Raw genomic sequence first — 15,854 nt, forward strand, 5'->3', positions numbered from 1 at the left:
GTGGACACGAAAATCGCGATCCGCGCCCTGCGCAAGGGCTTCAAGTCGCTGCAGGTGGTGGGCGGCATCGACCTGGCGGTCGCGCCGGGCGAATTCGTCGCCATCGTCGGTCCGTCCGGCTGTGGCAAGTCGACCCTCATGAAGCTGCTGTCCGGCTTTGAGCGTCCCGACGGCGGAGAAGTGACGATCGACGGCATGCGGGTGACGGGACCGTCGCCGAACGCCATCGTCATCTCGCAGCAGGGCTCCGTGTTCCCGTGGCTGACCGTGCGCGAGAACCTGATGTTCGGGCTGTCGGGCAGGGACGATGCGGCCAAGGTGGCGACCGCCGACCACTACGCCGAGGTCGTGGGCCTGAAGGGTTTCGAGAAGGCCTATCCGCACGAGCTCTCGGGCGGCATGCTCAAGCGCGTCGAGATCGCGCGGGCGCTGGCGGTGAAACCGGACATCCTGCTCATGGACGAACCGTTTTCGGCGCTCGACGCACTCACGGCCCTCAAGATGCGCAACGAACTGCTGCGCGTGCTGCGCGAGGAACGCCACACCGTCATCCTGATCACGCACGACGTGGAAGAGGCGATCTACCTGGCCGACCGGGTGGTGGTGCTGTCGCCGCGCCCGACCACGATCCGGTCGGTGTTCCCGATCGCCCAGCCGCACCCGCGCAGGGTGTCGGAGCCGGCGCTGCAGCAACTCAAGGAAGACATCCTGGTGCAACTCGGCCTCGAGATTGCCTGAGGCCATCCATCGGCGCCGGCTGCGTAGCTGTGCGTCGCCTGCCGGGGGCTTCTGCTATGGTTTGTTCCACATTACTGCAGAGGAGCCGGCATGGAACGATATCTGCTCGTGTACCGGGGCGCGACCATCGGCGAGGCGGAAGGCCCGCAGCACGACCCCGGTCTTTGGATGAACTGGTTCAACACGCTCGGAACTGCGCTCGTCGACCGCGGCGCCTTGGCCCACAACAGCGTCGACATACCCAGCCGCCTGCTCGGGCCGAAACTGAGCAGCGCCTCGCTGTCCGGCTATTCGGTCATCAGCGCGAGCGACTTCAACGAGGCCGTGCGGCTGGCCGAAACCTGCCCGATCTTCGACGAAAAAGGTTCCGTCGAGATCGCACGCCTGATGGAGCCGCTCGGCTGACGGCGCCGGGTTTTACTGCGCGACGAACACCACCGCAGTACGCGCCGGCACGGTGAAGCTGCCGCTCGCGCTGTCGAAACGCGCCTGGGCGGCCCGTTCGTCGGCGGCGCCGGCGGCCGTGTGGACCGGGTGCAGCTTCAGGCGCTTGCCGCGCAGCTGCGCGTCGCTCACCCGTTTTTCCACCTTGTCCACGTTCACCAAATAGCCCAGGCCGGCATAGCCCGCGCCCGGATAGCCCTTGCCGTCGATCCAGGCGGCCAGCACGGTCGGATCCTGGTCCGGCCCGGTATTGAAGAAGCGCAGGCGCTGCACGATGTCTTCGGTCGAGCGCATGCGCAGCAAGGTCGAGCTGGCGCGGATGGTCAGCAGGTCGCGGAAGGCGTCGCGCGCGAAGGCGATGTCGGCCGGCTGCGGCCTGATGCCCGCGGCCTGGGCCAGGAAGGGCTTGAGCAGCGGCCAGTCCTTGCCGTTGTCATCCTGCTGCGGCAGGCCCGTGCCGAAGTAATTGTCCTGGTAGGTCCAGTCGATGCGGTTGAACCAGTCGCCCGAATTGAAGCTGTTCTTGTCCAGCGACTTCGAGCGCAGGGTGTCGATGCCGGCGTGGTAGTAGGCCACGCCCTGGCTGAAGGCGTTGATCGCCATGCCCAGCACCTGCACGCGGGCGCGGTCGCGGCTGCTGGTAGTCAGCGGCAGCTTGAGCACGTTGATGTCGAACAGGGTCTGGTTGTCGTGGTTCTCGACGTAGTTCACGACCTCGCCCGGCTGGCTGGCGTAACCGGCCGGCTGGTTGCCATAGGCAATCTCTTCCAGCTTGCGCGTCTGGCCGTCGAAGGTCTGCAAGCGGTAGGGGCGCAGCGAGCCGGCCAGGCCGACGCGGATCATGTCGGCCGCCTTCATCAGGTCCTCGGCCTTGTGGCCGCTGCCCAGCGCATTTGGATCGTAGAGCAGGCCATTGATATAGCCCTGGCGGCGGATCATCGCCTCGCCCGAATCGCCCGCCGAGCCGCCGCGCACGGCGTCGCGCGCGCGGTCGCTGAAGGTGCCGATGCCCGAGCCGTTCAGCGACAGCTGCGAAGCCTGCACGAAGCGGGCGCCGTCCGCCACCTCGCCGAAGTTCCAGCCTTCGCCGATCAGCTGCACGTGGCGGCCGGCGGCCTTGTTCACGCGCTTTTGCAAAACTTCCATCGCCGTGCGCGGCTGGTGGCCCATCAGGTCGAAGCGGAAGGAATCGATCTTGTAATGGCGCGTCCACAGCTCCGCCGAGTCGATCATCAGCTTGGCCATCATGGTGTTTTCGGTGGCCGTGTTGTCGCAGCAGGTGGAGCGCTCGATGACGCCGGATGCATTGAGACGGTGGTAGTAGCCCGGCACCACGCGGTCCAGCACCGACTTCTCGTTCTGGCCGGCGATGAAGGTGTGGTTGTAGACCACATCGGTGCCGACGCGCAGGCCGGCGCGGTGCAGGTCCATCACCATCTGGCGGAACTCGAGGATGCGGCGCGCGCCGTCCGACGGGTCGCTCGCGTAGCTGCCTTCCAGTGCATTGTAGTGGTAAGGGTCGTAGCCCCAGTTGAAACAGTCGGTGTCGGCCGTCTTGCGGATGAGGGCCTGCTGGCTGTCGCCGTCCGGGCTGCCTGCCGGCTGCGGCACGGCGCAGTCCTTCTCGGGCACGCTGCCCAGGTCGTACACCGGCAGCAGGTGGATGTCGGTCAGGCCGGCCTTCGCCAGCGCCTTCAGGTGGCGCATGCCGTTCGAATTGGCCTCGCCGAAGGCCGTGTACTTGCCGCGCTTCTCCAGCGGCACGCTCGGGTCATTGATCGAGAAGTCGCGCACGTGCAGCTCGTAGATGACCATGTCGGTCTGTGCCTTGACGGTGTCCGGCGCACGGGTGGCGTCCCAGCCCTTCGGCTTGAGCTTCGCCGCACCCAGGTCCGCGATGTAGCTGCGCTTCGAATCGGTCGTCAGGCTGACGGAATAGGGATCGGTGACGAGGTTGCGCACCAGGCCCACGCCGTCCACCGCGACGTCCACGGCGTAGCGGTAATAGCTGCCCGACAGGTCGCGCGGCACGGCGGCTTCCCAGGCGCCGGTGCGCGTATCGAAGCGCATGTCGTGCACGGCGCTGGCCTTGCCGGTGGCGCTGTCGTAGGTGCAGACGGCGGCCGTGCGCGCGGTCGGCGCCCACAGGCGGAAGCTAGTCCCGCCTCGCTTCGGCGTGGCGCCGAGATCCGGAATTTGTTCCGCCGCAGCGTACAAGTCGTCCAGCGCCCCGGCGACCTGGATGCGGGTGGCGGCGCGCACCGCGCCGTCCCGTCCTTCCTGCACCAGCACCAGCTGGCCGCGGTGCAGCGCCTGCATGCGGGGCAAGTCTGCCGCGCGCACCGACAGCACCGGGCCGGCGCCGACCCACTTGAAGCGCGCCGGAAGCCTGGCGCCGGACGCCTCGAGCACGAGGCTGCCGTCGGCGCCTTCGACCTTCGCCCCCGGCCTGGCGACGATCGAGGCCTTGCTGGAGTGGTAGAGGCGGAAGCTGCTTCCTGAATCGGCGCCGGGCCAGCTCAAGAGGCGGCGGTCGAGCCAGACGGCGCGCGCGTCGAGGGTGGCGCTGGAGGCGTGCAGGACCTGCTGGAAGCCGGGGTCGTTGCAGGTGTCGAGAGGAACCGCAGCGTGGGCGGAGGTGGCGAGGGCTGCTGCCGCCAACGCGGCATAAGGGAGTCGTGTCATGTAGGGTGGGCAGGCTTCCTGCCCACGCGGTCAGGCGTCGGCGCTCCTGCTGATCAAGTGGATGAACTGCGGGTGGTTGAACGCGCGGACGGCAAAGCCGTCCACCCTACGACCGTACCGCAACGGCCTGTTACGCGCGGTAGTGGTCGACCATCTTGTAGCGCCTGGCGTACAGGCCGAAGGCCAGCGCGGCCAGCATCGCGAAGCCGGCGAAGAAATACATCTGGAAGGCGATGACGCCCACGCCCGAGTTCTCGATGTGCGCGATCACGGCCTCGTTCTTCACGCCCTGGTTCACGATCAGCACCCACAGGTTGCCGACCGTGACCGCCAGGTACCAGAGCGCCATGATCACGCCCTTCATCGAGCCTGGGGCCTGGCTGTAGGCGAATTCGAGGCCGGTCGCCGAGACCAGCACCTCGCCCAGGGTCAGCAGCGCATAGGGCAGGATCTGCCAGGCGATCGACACCGCGTCGCCGCCGTCGAGCTGCACCTGCAGGTGGCCCACCACGATCCAGGCCAGCGCCGAGAAGGCAATGCCGGCGGTCATGCGGCGCAGGGCGGTCGGCACCAGGCCCATTCTATTCAGGAGCGGAAAGAGCACCAGGTTGTTGAACGGGATCAGCAGCATCACCAGCAGCGGATTGAGCGCCTGCATCTGCGCCGGAAGGACCTCGAAGGTCCAGCCCAGCAGGTCGACTTCGGTGGTCATGGTGTTGGCCTGCACGATCCAGGTCGATGCCTTCTGGTCGAACAGCGACCAGAACGGCGTCACCAGGCCGAACACGATCAGGAGGCGCAGCACGGCGCGTACGCCGTCCACGGCCATGTCGGGGTGCACGCCGCGCGCGCGGTCCAGCTGCATCGAGGCGCCGATGCCGACGCCGGCCATCAGCAGCACCAGGCCGGTACAGATGGCAATGAGGGGACCCCAGCCCGGGACCATGGCCATCGACGCCAGGGCGCCGAGCGCACCCGCGCCGGCCACGAACAGGCCGGGACGGCCCGCGCCCGGCTGTTTCGCGAACAGGGCGGTGCGCACCACGCGCAGGAAGGAGTGCGGATCGGCGGGTGCGGGAGGGACGTGAACGTACTTCTTCTTGCCGCTCCACAGGATGATGGTGGCGATGAACATCAGGATGCCCGGCACGCCGAAGGCGACCGACGGACCATAGTCGCGCAACAGGATCGGCATGGAAATCGAAGCGAAGAAGGAGCCGAAGTTGATGATCCAGTAGAAGGCGTCGAACACCACCTTCGCCTTGCTCTTGTTGGTCTTGTCGAACTGGTCGCCGACAAAGGAAGCCACCAGCGGCTTGATGCCGCCCGAGCCGAAGGCGATCAGGAACAGGCCGAAGTAGAAGCCGTGGACGCTGTCCTCGAAAATGGCCAGGCAGGCGTGGCCGGCGCAGTAGATCAGGCTGAACCAGAAGATGGTGTTGTATTTGCCGAAGTAGCGGTCGGCCAGCCAGCCGCCCAGCAGCGGGAAGAAGTACACGCCCATCATGAAGGCGTGGAACACATGCTTGGCTTCGCTGGCGCGCTGGTCCTGGGCCACGAACACCAGCAGGGTCGAAATCAGGAAGGGCGTGAGGATGTTGCGCATCCCGTAGAAGCTGAAACGCTCGCAGCCCTCGTTGGCGATGATGTAGGGGATCTGGCGCGGCATGCGCCCGCTGCTCGTTGGTTCGCTGTTTGCTTCGGTAGATGGAGAAGTCATGGCTTCCTCGAAAAATCGCAACAGACGCGATCCTATGACGAGGCCGAGTTACTTTGCAATAAAAATATCACTGCGAAACAAACCTGATACATGTCCAGCGTAGTTTAGCTACTTATCGTTCTGGATCGCAAAATGGCTATATGAGCTAAGTCGCTGAAATATAAGGAGTAAGTGGCTTAAACAGGTAAAATTAGCCAATTGTAAAGTTTCAAATCCTGCTGTATATTGCCTAGAATTCTGATCATTTCCACGGACCAGCCATGACCCAGACTTCCCGGACCGACAAAGCCGACTGGTGGAAAGAAGCCATCATCTACCAGGTCTACCCGCGCAGCTACCTCGACACGAACGGCGACGGCATAGGCGACCTGCCCGGCATTACCGCAAAGCTCGACTACATCGCGAGCCTGGGCGTGGACATCGTCTGGCTGTCTCCCTTCTTCACCTCGCCGATGAAGGACTTCGGTTACGACATCGCCGACTATTGCGACGTCGACCCGATGTTCGGCACCCTGGCCGACTTCGACGAACTGGTCGCCAAGGCGCACAGCCTGGGCCTGAAGATCATGATCGACCAGGTGATGTCGCACACCGCCGACACCCATCCCTGGTTCGTCGAAAGCCGCAGGAGCCGCGACAATCCGAAGTCGGACTGGTATGTGTGGGCCGACCCGCTGCCGGACGGCTGCCCGCCGAACAACTGGCTGTCGGTCTTCGGCGGCTCGGCCTGGCAGTGGGATACCCGCCGCAAGCAGTACTACATGCACAACTTCCTGGTCAGCCAGCCGCAGCTGAACTTTCATAACCCGGAAGTGCAGCAGGCCCACCTGGACGCGCAGCGCTTCTGGCTCGCGCGCGGCGTGGACGGCGTGCGCATGGACGCCTGCGTGTTCCACTTCCACGACCGCGAGCTGCGCAGCAACCCGCCGGCGCTGGTGCGCGACACCTCGACCGTGACGGACGTGAACCCCTACGGCATGCAGGCCCACATCCATGACAAGACCCAGCCGGAGAACGTCGCCTTCCTGCAGCGCGTGCGCGCCCAGCTGAACGAGTTCGGCGCCGTCTCGATCGGCGAAGTCAGCTCGGACGACGCGCTGGCGCAGATGGCCGAGTACACCGAAGGCGGCGACAAGCTGCACATGGCCTACAGCTTCAACCTGCTGACGCCCGTATTCACGGCAGGCCACGTCCGCAGGCAGGTCGAGGAATTCAAGGAACGCGTCAGGGACGGTTGGGCTTCCTGGTCGGTGGGCAACCACGACGCCATCCGCGTCATGACCCGTTGGGGCGGCGCTCATGCAACGCCCGCATTGGCGAAGCTGGTGCTGGCGATGCAGCTCTCGCTCAGGGGCACGCCCTGCCTGTACCAGGGCGATGAACTGGCGCTGACCGAGGCGGACGTACCCTTCGAACTGCTGCAGGACCCGTACGGCATCACCTTCTGGCCCGAATTCAAGGGCCGCGACGGCTGCCGCACGCCGATGCCCTGGACTGCCGAGGCGCCGCACGCCGGCTTCACCACGGGCAAGCCCTGGCTGCCGGTGGCCGGGCCGCACCTGGCCGCGAACGCCGACGCGCAGGACAAGGATCCCGCCTCGATGCTGAACTTCCAGCGCCGCTTCATCGCCTGGCGCAAGACCATGCCGGAGCTGACCCGCGGCGAGATCGCCTTCTTCGATGCGCCCGAGCCGGTGCTGGCCCTGCGCCGCTGGGTGGACGACGACGCCGGCGCGGATGCCGTGCTGGCCGCCTTCAACCTCTCCGGCCGCGAAGTGAGCTTCGACTGGCCGGACAGCAGCGGCGCGCGTACGCTCGACGCCCATGGCCTGCCGGGACAGGCCGCGGGTGGCCGCGTGACCCTGCCGCCCTACGGCGCCTGGTTCGGCAGCCTGGCCGCGGGCGGCGCCGCATAATGGGCAAGCAGGGGGAGGCGGCCGATAGGCAAGCGCGCCCGGCGCGGCAGCACGCGCCTACCGCGTTTGCCGACGGCCCGCGCCTGCTGGCGGACATCGGCGCCACCCATGCACGCCTGGCGCTGCTGACCGCGCCCGGCGTGTTCAGCGCCGTGCGCGTGCTCAAGTGCGAAGACTTCGAAGGCATCGTCCCGCTGCTGCGCCACTACCTGGCGGATCATGCCGGCCAGGACCACGCTAACCTGCGCCTGCACCATGCGGCGCTGGCCGTGGCCAACCCGATCAGCGGCGACTTCGTCCGCATGACCAACCGCGACTGGCAGTTCTCGACCGACGTGGTGCGGCGCGAGCTGGGCCTGTCCACGCTCCTGATCGTCAACGACTTTACCGCGCTGGCGATGGCCATCCCCGGATTCAGCCAGGACGACCTGATGCAGGTGGGGCAGGGCGCGCCGGCGCCGAACGCCGTGATCGGCGTGCTTGGACCGGGCACCGGCCTGGGCGTGTCGGGCGTGATCCCGACCGCCGACGGCTTCGTGACCCTCGGCAGCGAGGGCGGCCACGTGAACTTCGCCCCAGCCGACGAGCGCGAGTTCGCCATCCTGCAGTACGCCTGGAAGGAATGGCAGCACGTCTCCAACGAACGCCTGGTCTCGGGGCCGGGCATGGAGATCATCTACCGGGCGCTCGCCTTGCGCAATGGCGCAAGCGGCGAGGAAGCGCCGCCCCGCAAGGCGGCCGCCATCATCGCCAGCGCGCTGGACGACGGCGACGCCCTGTGCCTGGAAACCCTGGAATGCTTCTGCGGCATGCTGGGCGGCGCCGCCGCCAACCTGGCGGTGACGCTGGGCGCTTTCGGGGGCGTCTTCATCGGCGGCGGCATCGTGCCGCGCATGGGCGAGTGGTTCGCCGCCTCGCCTTTCCGCGCGCGTTTCGAAGCCAAGGGGCGCTTCTCGCGCTACCTGGCCGACATCCCGACCTACGTCATCACCACCCCCAACCCGGCCCTGCACGGCGTGGCGACCATCCTGGCCGAGCACCTGCGCGGTCGCAGCGGCGCCAATACGCTGATGGAACGCATCACCCAGCTGCGCCATACCCTGAGCCCGGCCGAACAGCGCGTGGCCAGCCTGGTGCTGGAGCAGCCGCGCCTGGTGCTCAACGAGCCGATCGCCGAGATCGCGCGCTTGGCCGACGTGAGCCAGCCGACCGTGATCCGCTTCTGCCGCTCGCTCGGCTTCCAGGGCCTGGCCGAGTTCAAGCTCAAGTTCGCGAGCAGCCTGACCGGCTCGATCCCGGTGCGGCACAGCCAGGTGCGCACCAGCGACAGCACCCATGACCTGTCGGCCAAGGTGATCGACAACACGGTGTCGGCGATCCTGCAGTTCCGCGACCAGCTCGACGTGCGCGCGCTCGACCGCGCCATCGAACTGGTGAGCCGGGCGCGCCGCGTCGAATTCTTCGCCATGGGGAATTCGCGCGCGGTGGCGCTGGACGGGCAGCACAAGTTCTTCCGCTTCCGCATCCCGACCTCGCTGTATGGCGACTCGCACCTGTTCAAGCTGGCGGCCGGACTGCTGGCGCCGGGCGACGTGGTGATCGCGGTGTCGAATTCGGGCAGCATCGCCGAGCTGCTGGAGGCGGTCGACATCGCGCGCGCCGCCGGCGCCGACGTGATCGCCATCAGCAACAGCCAGTCGCCGCTGGCGCGCAAGGCCAGCGTCTGCCTGGCGGTGGACCATGCCGAGGACAGCACCAGCTTCCTGTCGATGATCTCGCGCATCCTGCAGCTGCTGCTGATCGACATCCTGGCGGTGGGTATTTCGGTGGATGGGCAGCACGGCGAAGCCCATGCGGCGCAGGGAAGCGATCCGCGCAGGCTCCTGATTTCGCACCTGGACGGCTGAGGGGACAGCGGCCGGGCACATGACCAGTCGTGTCAGTGACTGGCGCAGCCCTTGCCGCCGGATCGCAGCATCGGGACGCACAGCAAGGCGAACGCGACGATCTGATCAATCACTGCCAGGTCGCATCTGCGGACGACGTCTCAGGCCGCTTGGCGCTCGATGGTCAAGCGCCAAGCGGTGGATCAACGACCAATTCAGGCTGCAGTGCGCGGATGCGCAATTTCGTGAAATAACCGCCGGCCTCGTTGTAGCGCAGGTAATGTCGGCCGCAGTCGAGACAGCGCACCACGGTACAGCGGTTATAGGGGTAGAAAGCAATGGCGATCGGGGCGGCGTCGCTATCGTAGCGGGTACCGGCCGGATGAAACTCCGCGAAGCTTGGTTCGTCGTAAGGATCCTCGAACAGGGTGCCGACTTCATCGAAGCGGTCCAGTTCCAGACTCAAGGGCAAGGGGCGCCAGGCGGCGAGCGATTCCTTGTTGCAGTGGCAGGGCGCGGTCACGGAGGCGGAGGCCTGCGCTATGCACATCAGCGATTCGAAGGCGATTTTCGGCATCTGTACCCTGTCAGTCTGTTGCCCGATGTTCTAGGCGCCGCGGGCGCAACGGGCGCGTGGAAGTAACGGAAACATGTAGATGAGCGCGGCGTTTCCACTTCTCTCTGGGGCAAGCGAAAACGGAGCTTGGGTAGCGCCTGATCTCGACCCGGAGCGGTCATCGAGATAGCTAATCACGGCTTCCAAACGTATTGAATAATCGTCCATCCCTCGACCGCCTTTCCATCGACCGAAAGCGGATTGAAGCGGCATTTAGAGATCGCAACACGTGCGGCCTCATCAAGCGCTGGGTAGCCTGACGAAGTGTGGATCAACGACTGTTTGACTATGCCATCTGCTCCAAGAAGGAACCTTAGCGTGACCATTCCCTGATGGTTTAGTTCGAGTTCCGCCTTGGGGTACTCAGGGCGGGCACAAGTATCAGTCCTGATGTATCCTGGTGAACTGGCCGTGGCCTTCATCGGCACAATCTTCTCGGTGGCATGCGCAACACCTAGTCCTATAGATACCGACCCAATAGCAGCGAAAATAACGTTTTTCATAGCGAAACGCATCCGAATCCCCTTCGCAATCAATACTGCCTCGGTTTCATATCAGCGTCCGTTGTTGGCCCAGGCTGTGTAAAAACGCAGGACCGTGTAAACGGACCCGGCTCGGTAAACGTTGAAGAAGTATCTTATCACTGGGGTGCCAAATGAAGCGCTTTATCGAAGGCGAAGACCGTGGACAAGGCACCCTACTGCCAGAACATCTGGATGACTACGTCACCGAGGAAAACCCGGTTCGCGTGGTCGACGTATTCGTCGATGAACTCGACATGGTCGGCCTGGGTTTTGCGCGGGTAGTGCCTGCAAAAACTGGCCGGCCAGCGTACCACCCGGCTGTGCTGCTCAAGCTCTACATTTACGGCTACCTGAACCGCATCCAGTCGAGCCGCCGGCTCGAGCGCGAAGCGCAACGCAATGTCGAGCTGATGTGGCTGACCAGGCGCCTGGCCCCGGACTTCAAGACGATAGCGAACTTCCGCAAGGACAACGGCAAGGCCATACGCAACGTCTGCAGGCAGTTCGTCGTCTTGTGCCAGCAACTGGATCTGTTCTCGGATGCAGTCGTGGCGATCGACGGCAGCAAGTTCAAGGCCGTGAACAGCAGCGATCGGAACTTCACCGATGCCAAGCTCAAGCGCAGGATAGCCGAGATAGAAGCGAACATCAGCCGATACCTGGCAGAACTGGACACGGCGGACCGACAGGAGCCGGCTACTGCCCAAGCGAAAAGCGTTCGCCTGAACGACAAGATCGCAGCGCTGAAATCGCAGATGGCTACGCTCAAGGAAATCGAAGCGAAGCTGGAAAGACTGGCGAAACGCAAATCTCCCTCACCGATCCGGACTCTCGCTCGATGATCACGCGCGGCTCCGGCATCGTCGGCTACAACGTGCAAACTGCGGTCGACGCGAGGCACCATTTGATCGTCGAACACGAGGTGACCAACAACGGCAGCGACCGCGATCAATTGTTCGGCATGGCAAAGAAGGCCGCACAGCAATCGGTACGACAACGTTGACAGCAATTGCCGACCGAGGCTACTTCAAGGGCGAGGAAATCGTGGCCTGTCACGAGGCAGGCATTCGAGCCATGGTGCCGCCGACGAAAACCTCCAACGCCAAGGCCGACGGTCGATTCGACAAGGCCGACTTCATCTACGATCCCGAAAAGAACGAGTACCGCTGCCGGCTGGCGAAGCCTTGATATGGCGATTTGCCAGCGTCGAAAAAGGCATGACGAATCACCGCTACTGGAGCTCGAACTGCAAGGGCTGCTCGCTCAAAAGCATGTGCACGCCGAGCGCGCAGCGACGCGTGACGCGCTGGGAACATCAGGACGTGTTAGACGAGATGCAGGTGCATCTCGAGCAGACTCCTGACGCGATGCGCATCCGTCGCTCGACTGTCGAGCATCCGTTTGCAACAATCAAAGCATGGATGGGATCGACACACTTCCTAACGAAAGGCTTGGAGCGTGTGAAGGTCGAGATGAGCCTGCACGTGCTCGCCTACAATTTCGGTAGACTGCTAACGCTGCTTGGCTTGCAGGGCATGCTGGCAGCGATCAGGGCGTATGCCCGTTTTCTGCCGCAAAACGGCCTGTTTGGAGCGCTTTCTCTGCTGGTTTTGCAAAGCACTAGAAAACAGGTTGGCCACGACCGTGGCGCTTCTATATGCTCCTGGATTTACCGTGAGCCGTATAATTTGGCTCACGAATCCGGTTCATAAGTTTTTACACAGCCTGGGCCGAAAGCGGTCTCAATTGTCTCGATGCATGTGCTCGCCGTCAGATCCGAAAAAAGTGAAGAAAGTCCAATTAATCCTGTACGGCGCGTTTGTCCGCGGCCGCGATCACCTTGTTGACCGCAGCGACCACGAGTTCCGGCTCCTCGAGCTGGATGTTGTGGCCGCTTTTTGCCGTCACGACCTGTGAACCGTCGCGGAACTGGCGCACGAAGTCCGCGTGCAGGTCTTTCTTGACCGCCACCGCCGCATCGGTCTCGAGGAAGAACATCGGCTTCTCCGCTTTCTGCACTGACGTCAGCACCACGGTCGGTACGTCGGGCAGCTTGCCGGCCAGCGGCAGGCTGCCGCTGTCGAGCACGGGCTGCAGCAGCTTGAGCTCGGGCTGGAACTTGGGCGGGACGATGGCGGCGAACTGGCGGTCGTCTTCCGCCACGCGGGCGGCGTCGAGCTTGCGCAGGGCCGGATTGAAGCGTTCGTCGCTCGGGTCGACCAGCACCATGCCGGCCACCTGGCCGGGATGGCGCGCGGCGTAGGCGCGCATCAGGAGGGCGCCATAGGAATGGCCCACCAGGATGAAGGGCGGCGCCAGCTTGGCGGCCGCGATCAGCTGTTCGAGTTCCGCCGTGTTCTGTTCGATGGTGCGCGGCTCCGGGCGCGGGCTCGAGGCGCCATGGCCGGCGCGCGAATACGTGAACACGCGGGCGGTCTGCGCCAGTTCGGGCGCCACCTTGCGCCAGGAGCGCAGGTCGGTGCCGAAGCCGGATTCGAAGATCACGGTGTAGCGGCCGGCGCCCGCGGTGGCATATTGCACCTGGTAGGGCGAGGAGCCGACGGCAATCTGGGTGGGAACGAGGGCGGCCGGAGCCTGGGTCTGAGCCTGTGTAGTGGCGCACAGGAAGGCGAGGGCGGCGCCCATGCTGCAAACGAGAGCTTTCATGCGGAGGCTTTCAGGGACGAGAATGCGCAAGCATAGTCGAATCGCGCGCACCAAATCTCACACAAAGTCACGCGGCAAAGTACTTCAGTCCGCGCTCTTGAGGTTCACCCGCTTGATCTTGCGGCGCCACTCCTGCAGGCTGAGCAGGGTGTCGGTCTCGACGTCTTCCACCAGGATCTCCTCGCCCTGCTGCGCCACGAGGAAGCTCTCGCGGCGTCGCACGTCGTCGGCGCGGTTTTCCACGAAAGTGAGCTGGTAGTACTTCTTGCCGTTGATCTCGCGCGGCGCCGGATCGTCCTCGATGACGGCGCCGTGCGCCTTGCCCTTCGAGCGCTTCTCGATCTGCTCGGACCAGGACTTCAGCTCGGGCACGGCAAGCAGGCTGGCCATCGCCTGTTCCCGGGTGCGCTGCGGCGCCTCCTTGACCACGGCCGGGGGCGGCTTGGGGACCTCCCGTTCGGCGCGCCTGCAGCCGGCCGCGCCCACTGCCAGCAGCAGGGACAGGGCCGCCAGCAGCGGCATGGAGGGACGGATTGCGGTGCGTTTCGACATGGGATGCCTCACAGGGTGTGCGGGGAGTCTACACCCTGTGTGTTGGAGCGGCAACAATTCACCGGGCCAGGGCGCCGTTGGCGCGCAGCGTGCGCGCCAGGTAGCGCGCCAGCCCGGCGTCCGGCGCGGGGGGCGGCGGGGCGCCCAGGTAGCGGTGCAGCATCTGCAGCAGCAGGTGCATCTGGGCCCTGCGCGCCAACGGGTTGCGTGGATTGTGTCCCTCGTCGGCGTCGACCAGCAGGCTGACCGGCTTGCCCAGTTCCTGCAGGCGCGCGACGTAGTCGGCGACCGCCTCCACCTCGACCAGTTCGTCCTTGCCGCCGGCCACCAGCACGAGCGGCACGCGCACCCGCGCGGCCAGGCCGTGCGGCGCGGCGCGGCCGATCGGCGCCATCTGCGCCCGGTTGTCCGGATCGATGCCCAGTTCCGCCAGCATGAGGCGCAGTGGGCGCTCGCCGGGCCGCGTCGGTGCGGCGCTGGATACGCGCATGGTGCGGGCGAAGTCGGTGGGCGGCTGCGCGGCCAGGCCGAAGCGGAACATGTCCGGCGTATGGGTGAGCGCCAGCAGGGTGGCGTAGCCGCCGAAGGATGCGCCCGCGATGCCGAGCCGCTGCCGGTCGCCGACGCCCTGGGCCAGCAGCCAGCGCACGCCGTCGATGATGTCGGCCTGGGCGCGGCCGTTGCCGTAGTCGGCGCCGGGCGCGCGCGTGTAGCGTTCGCCATAGCCGGTGGAGCCGCGGAAGTTCGGTTCGAAGACCGCGACACCGCGGTTGGCCAGCAGTTGCGCGCCCGCGCTGTAGCCGCCGCCCACGTGGCCCCAGGGCCCGCCATGCACCATGGTCACCAGAGGCAGCTTGTGCGCCGGCAGGCCGGGCGGCAGGGTCAGGTAGCCGTGCACGGTGGCGCCGTCCGAGGCCGGATAGCGCAGGGCGATGCGCTGCGCCAGGTGGCGCTCGTCCGGCCCGCCGGCGCGGGTCCGCAGCTCGTCGAGGACGGGGCGGAAAGCTTGCCGCTGCAGGTCCAGCAGCCAGTAGCGGGTGTGCGCCATGCGCGCGCCGCGTTCGGCCAGCAGGCAGGTGGCCGGGGTGCAGGATTCGACCTGCACGTCGCCATCCGGGAAGCGGCGCGCAATGGCCGCCGCGATGCGCTTGCCGTCGGCATCGAGCCCAAGCAGGCGCGGCTTCGGCAACTGGTAGGAGGCCAGCATCGGCTGCCCGCCGTGCGGGTTCAGTGTTACACCGGCCAGGTCCGCCATCCCCTCGGGATCGGTGTGGACGAGGCGCTGCGCGCCGGTGGCGAGCAGGACCTCGACCAGCGCCTCGCGGTCATCCGCGTGCAGGGTACGCAGGAACAGGCGCGCGCCGTCCGCCGACAGCGCCACGGGCACGCAGGTGCGCAGCGGCCGGCAGCGCACAAGCTCGCGCCAGCCCCGGCCCTGGCGCTGCAGGATGGTGTGGGCGAAGTCCTGTTCCTGGCGGCGCAGGATGGCGGGTACGCCGTCCGGCGTGAGCAGCTGCGCGGTGACCATGCCCGCCTTGTCGACCAGGATGCTGCGCGCGCCGTCGGCGCCGATGCGCACCAGCCGCGTGCCCTTCGTCCCCTCCTGCTCTTCGATGAGGGCGTGGCGCGGCATGCTGCGGTCGATGCCGGCAAAGCGCTTGCTACCGTCCTTGCCGAGCATGGCGATCCGGCCGCCCGCGCCGTCGCGCACGCCGATGGCCGCCACGGCTTCCTGCTGCGCGATGAACAGCACGGCGCCGTCGCGCGACCAGTGCACCCGGTCCTGCGGGTCGAGGCTGGCCAGCGGCCGGGCCGGTCCGCCCGCCAGCGGCGTGACGTGGAGCTCGGCCTTGCCGTCTACTTCCTCGACCCAGGCGAGGTGGGCGCCGTCGGGGGAGAGGCGCACCTCGCGCAAGCGCTCGGGGCGCTCGAACACGCTTGGGTCCAGCAGAGGGGCGCGCGGCAGCGCGGCATTGCGCGCCAGGACGCTCGCGAGCGGCGCAGCCTGGGCCCAGGAAAGGGCGGATGTTGTGGCCAGCAGGACGCCCAGGCACAGGCGTGCGCCGGCCCGCGCCGGTGCGGCGCAGTTCGGATGTCGCATATCGG

Annotated in this window: 11 protein-coding genes and 1 pseudogene; 5 read left to right on the top strand and 7 right to left on the bottom strand. The window is 66.1% G+C overall.

Annotated elements, in window-relative coordinates:
• Together AC56KL_RS19225 and AC56KL_RS19230 are read left to right on the top strand one after the other, a co-directional pair.
• On the top strand, positions 1 to 738 hold the full coding sequence (locus AC56KL_RS19225) for an ABC transporter ATP-binding protein (RefSeq protein ID WP_497181777.1): 738 nt from the start codon (positions 1 to 3) through the stop codon (positions 736 to 738).
• A gap of 90 nt (positions 739 to 828) precedes the next feature.
• Positions 829 to 1,143: a hypothetical protein gene (locus AC56KL_RS19230; RefSeq protein ID WP_497181778.1), complete on the top strand. Its 315-nt coding sequence runs from the start codon at positions 829 to 831 to the stop codon at positions 1,141 to 1,143.
• A gap of 12 nt (positions 1,144 to 1,155) precedes the next feature.
• On the opposite strand, the gene AC56KL_RS19235 is transcribed toward AC56KL_RS19230, so the two are convergent.
• On the bottom strand, positions 1,156 to 3,867 hold the full coding sequence (locus AC56KL_RS19235) for an alpha-1,6-glucosidase domain-containing protein (protein WP_497181779.1): 2,712 nt from the start codon (positions 3,865 to 3,867) through the stop codon (positions 1,156 to 1,158).
• A 130-nt stretch (positions 3,868 to 3,997) separates the two neighbouring features.
• Positions 3,998 to 5,587 (bottom strand): POT-type proton-dependent oligopeptide transporter, encoded by a 1,590-nt coding sequence (locus tag AC56KL_RS19240; RefSeq protein WP_497181780.1) that lies wholly within the window; start codon positions 5,585 to 5,587, stop codon positions 3,998 to 4,000.
• A gap of 260 nt (positions 5,588 to 5,847) precedes the next feature.
• On the opposite strand from AC56KL_RS19240, the gene AC56KL_RS19245 reads away from it, so the two are divergent.
• Positions 5,848 to 7,503, top strand: coding sequence for an alpha-glucosidase (locus AC56KL_RS19245; protein ID WP_497181781.1), 1,656 nt, complete (start codon positions 5,848 to 5,850; stop codon positions 7,501 to 7,503).
• On the top strand, positions 7,503 to 9,410 hold the full coding sequence (locus tag AC56KL_RS19250; protein ID WP_497181782.1) for a glucokinase: 1,908 nt from the start codon (positions 7,503 to 7,505) through the stop codon (positions 9,408 to 9,410). The genes AC56KL_RS19245 and AC56KL_RS19250 overlap by 1 nt, the downstream gene beginning before the upstream one ends.
• A gap of 163 nt (positions 9,411 to 9,573) precedes the next feature.
• Here AC56KL_RS19250 and AC56KL_RS19255 read toward each other — a convergent pair whose 3' ends face one another.
• Entirely contained in the window at positions 9,574 to 9,966 is a 393-nt protein-coding gene (locus AC56KL_RS19255; RefSeq protein WP_497181783.1) for a hypothetical protein, read from the bottom strand.
• 173 nt (positions 9,967 to 10,139) lie between these two features.
• Positions 10,140 to 10,520, bottom strand: coding sequence for an energy transducer TonB (locus tag AC56KL_RS19260; RefSeq protein WP_497181784.1), 381 nt, complete (start codon positions 10,518 to 10,520; stop codon positions 10,140 to 10,142).
• 140 nt (positions 10,521 to 10,660) lie between these two features.
• On the opposite strand from AC56KL_RS19260, the pseudogene AC56KL_RS19265 reads away from it, so the two are divergent.
• Positions 10,661 to 12,085 (top strand): annotated as a pseudogene (locus AC56KL_RS19265) (IS1182 family transposase); the annotation flags it as partial.
• A gap of 244 nt (positions 12,086 to 12,329) precedes the next feature.
• Here the strand turns inward: AC56KL_RS19265 and AC56KL_RS19270 are convergent.
• From AC56KL_RS19270 to AC56KL_RS19280, 3 genes are all read right to left on the bottom strand, one after another.
• Positions 12,330 to 13,196 carry an alpha/beta fold hydrolase gene (locus AC56KL_RS19270; RefSeq protein WP_497181785.1) on the bottom strand — a complete coding sequence of 289 codons (867 nt, stop codon included), beginning with the start codon at positions 13,194 to 13,196 and terminating at the stop codon, positions 12,330 to 12,332.
• Positions 13,197 to 13,280: 84 nt separating this feature from the next.
• Positions 13,281 to 13,748 carry a hypothetical protein gene (locus tag AC56KL_RS19275; RefSeq protein ID WP_497181786.1) on the bottom strand — a complete coding sequence of 156 codons (468 nt, stop codon included), beginning with the start codon at positions 13,746 to 13,748 and terminating at the stop codon, positions 13,281 to 13,283.
• Between the two features lie 58 nt (positions 13,749 to 13,806).
• Positions 13,807 to 15,849 (bottom strand): S9 family peptidase, encoded by a 2,043-nt coding sequence (locus AC56KL_RS19280; protein WP_497181787.1) that lies wholly within the window; start codon positions 15,847 to 15,849, stop codon positions 13,807 to 13,809.
• Between the last annotated feature and the right edge of the window lie 5 nt (positions 15,850 to 15,854).

This window comes from Telluria sp. ZB4P34 (assembly GCF_059686055.1).

Bases quoted from the DNA above. Each gene is read 5' to 3' on its own strand.
- AC56KL_RS19230 (WP_497181778.1), top strand. From the start codon at position 829: ATGGAACGATATCTGCTCGTGTACCGGGGCGCGACCATCGGCGAGGCG.
- AC56KL_RS19235 (WP_497181779.1), bottom strand. From the start codon at position 3,867: ATGACACGACTCCCTTATGCCGCGTTGGCGGCAGCAGCCCTCGCCACC.
- AC56KL_RS19240 (WP_497181780.1), bottom strand. From the start codon at position 5,587: ATGACTTCTCCATCTACCGAAGCAAACAGCGAACCAACGAGCAGCGGG.
- AC56KL_RS19245 (WP_497181781.1), top strand. From the start codon at position 5,848: ATGACCCAGACTTCCCGGACCGACAAAGCCGACTGGTGGAAAGAAGCC.
- AC56KL_RS19250 (WP_497181782.1), top strand. From the start codon at position 7,503: ATGGGCAAGCAGGGGGAGGCGGCCGATAGGCAAGCGCGCCCGGCGCGG.
- AC56KL_RS19255 (WP_497181783.1), bottom strand. From the start codon at position 9,966: ATGCCGAAAATCGCCTTCGAATCGCTGATGTGCATAGCGCAGGCCTCC.
- AC56KL_RS19260 (WP_497181784.1), bottom strand. From the start codon at position 10,520: ATGCGTTTCGCTATGAAAAACGTTATTTTCGCTGCTATTGGGTCGGTA.
- AC56KL_RS19270 (WP_497181785.1), bottom strand. From the start codon at position 13,196: ATGAAAGCTCTCGTTTGCAGCATGGGCGCCGCCCTCGCCTTCCTGTGC.
- AC56KL_RS19275 (WP_497181786.1), bottom strand. From the start codon at position 13,748: ATGTCGAAACGCACCGCAATCCGTCCCTCCATGCCGCTGCTGGCGGCC.
- AC56KL_RS19280 (WP_497181787.1), bottom strand. From the start codon at position 15,849: ATGCGACATCCGAACTGCGCCGCACCGGCGCGGGCCGGCGCACGCCTG.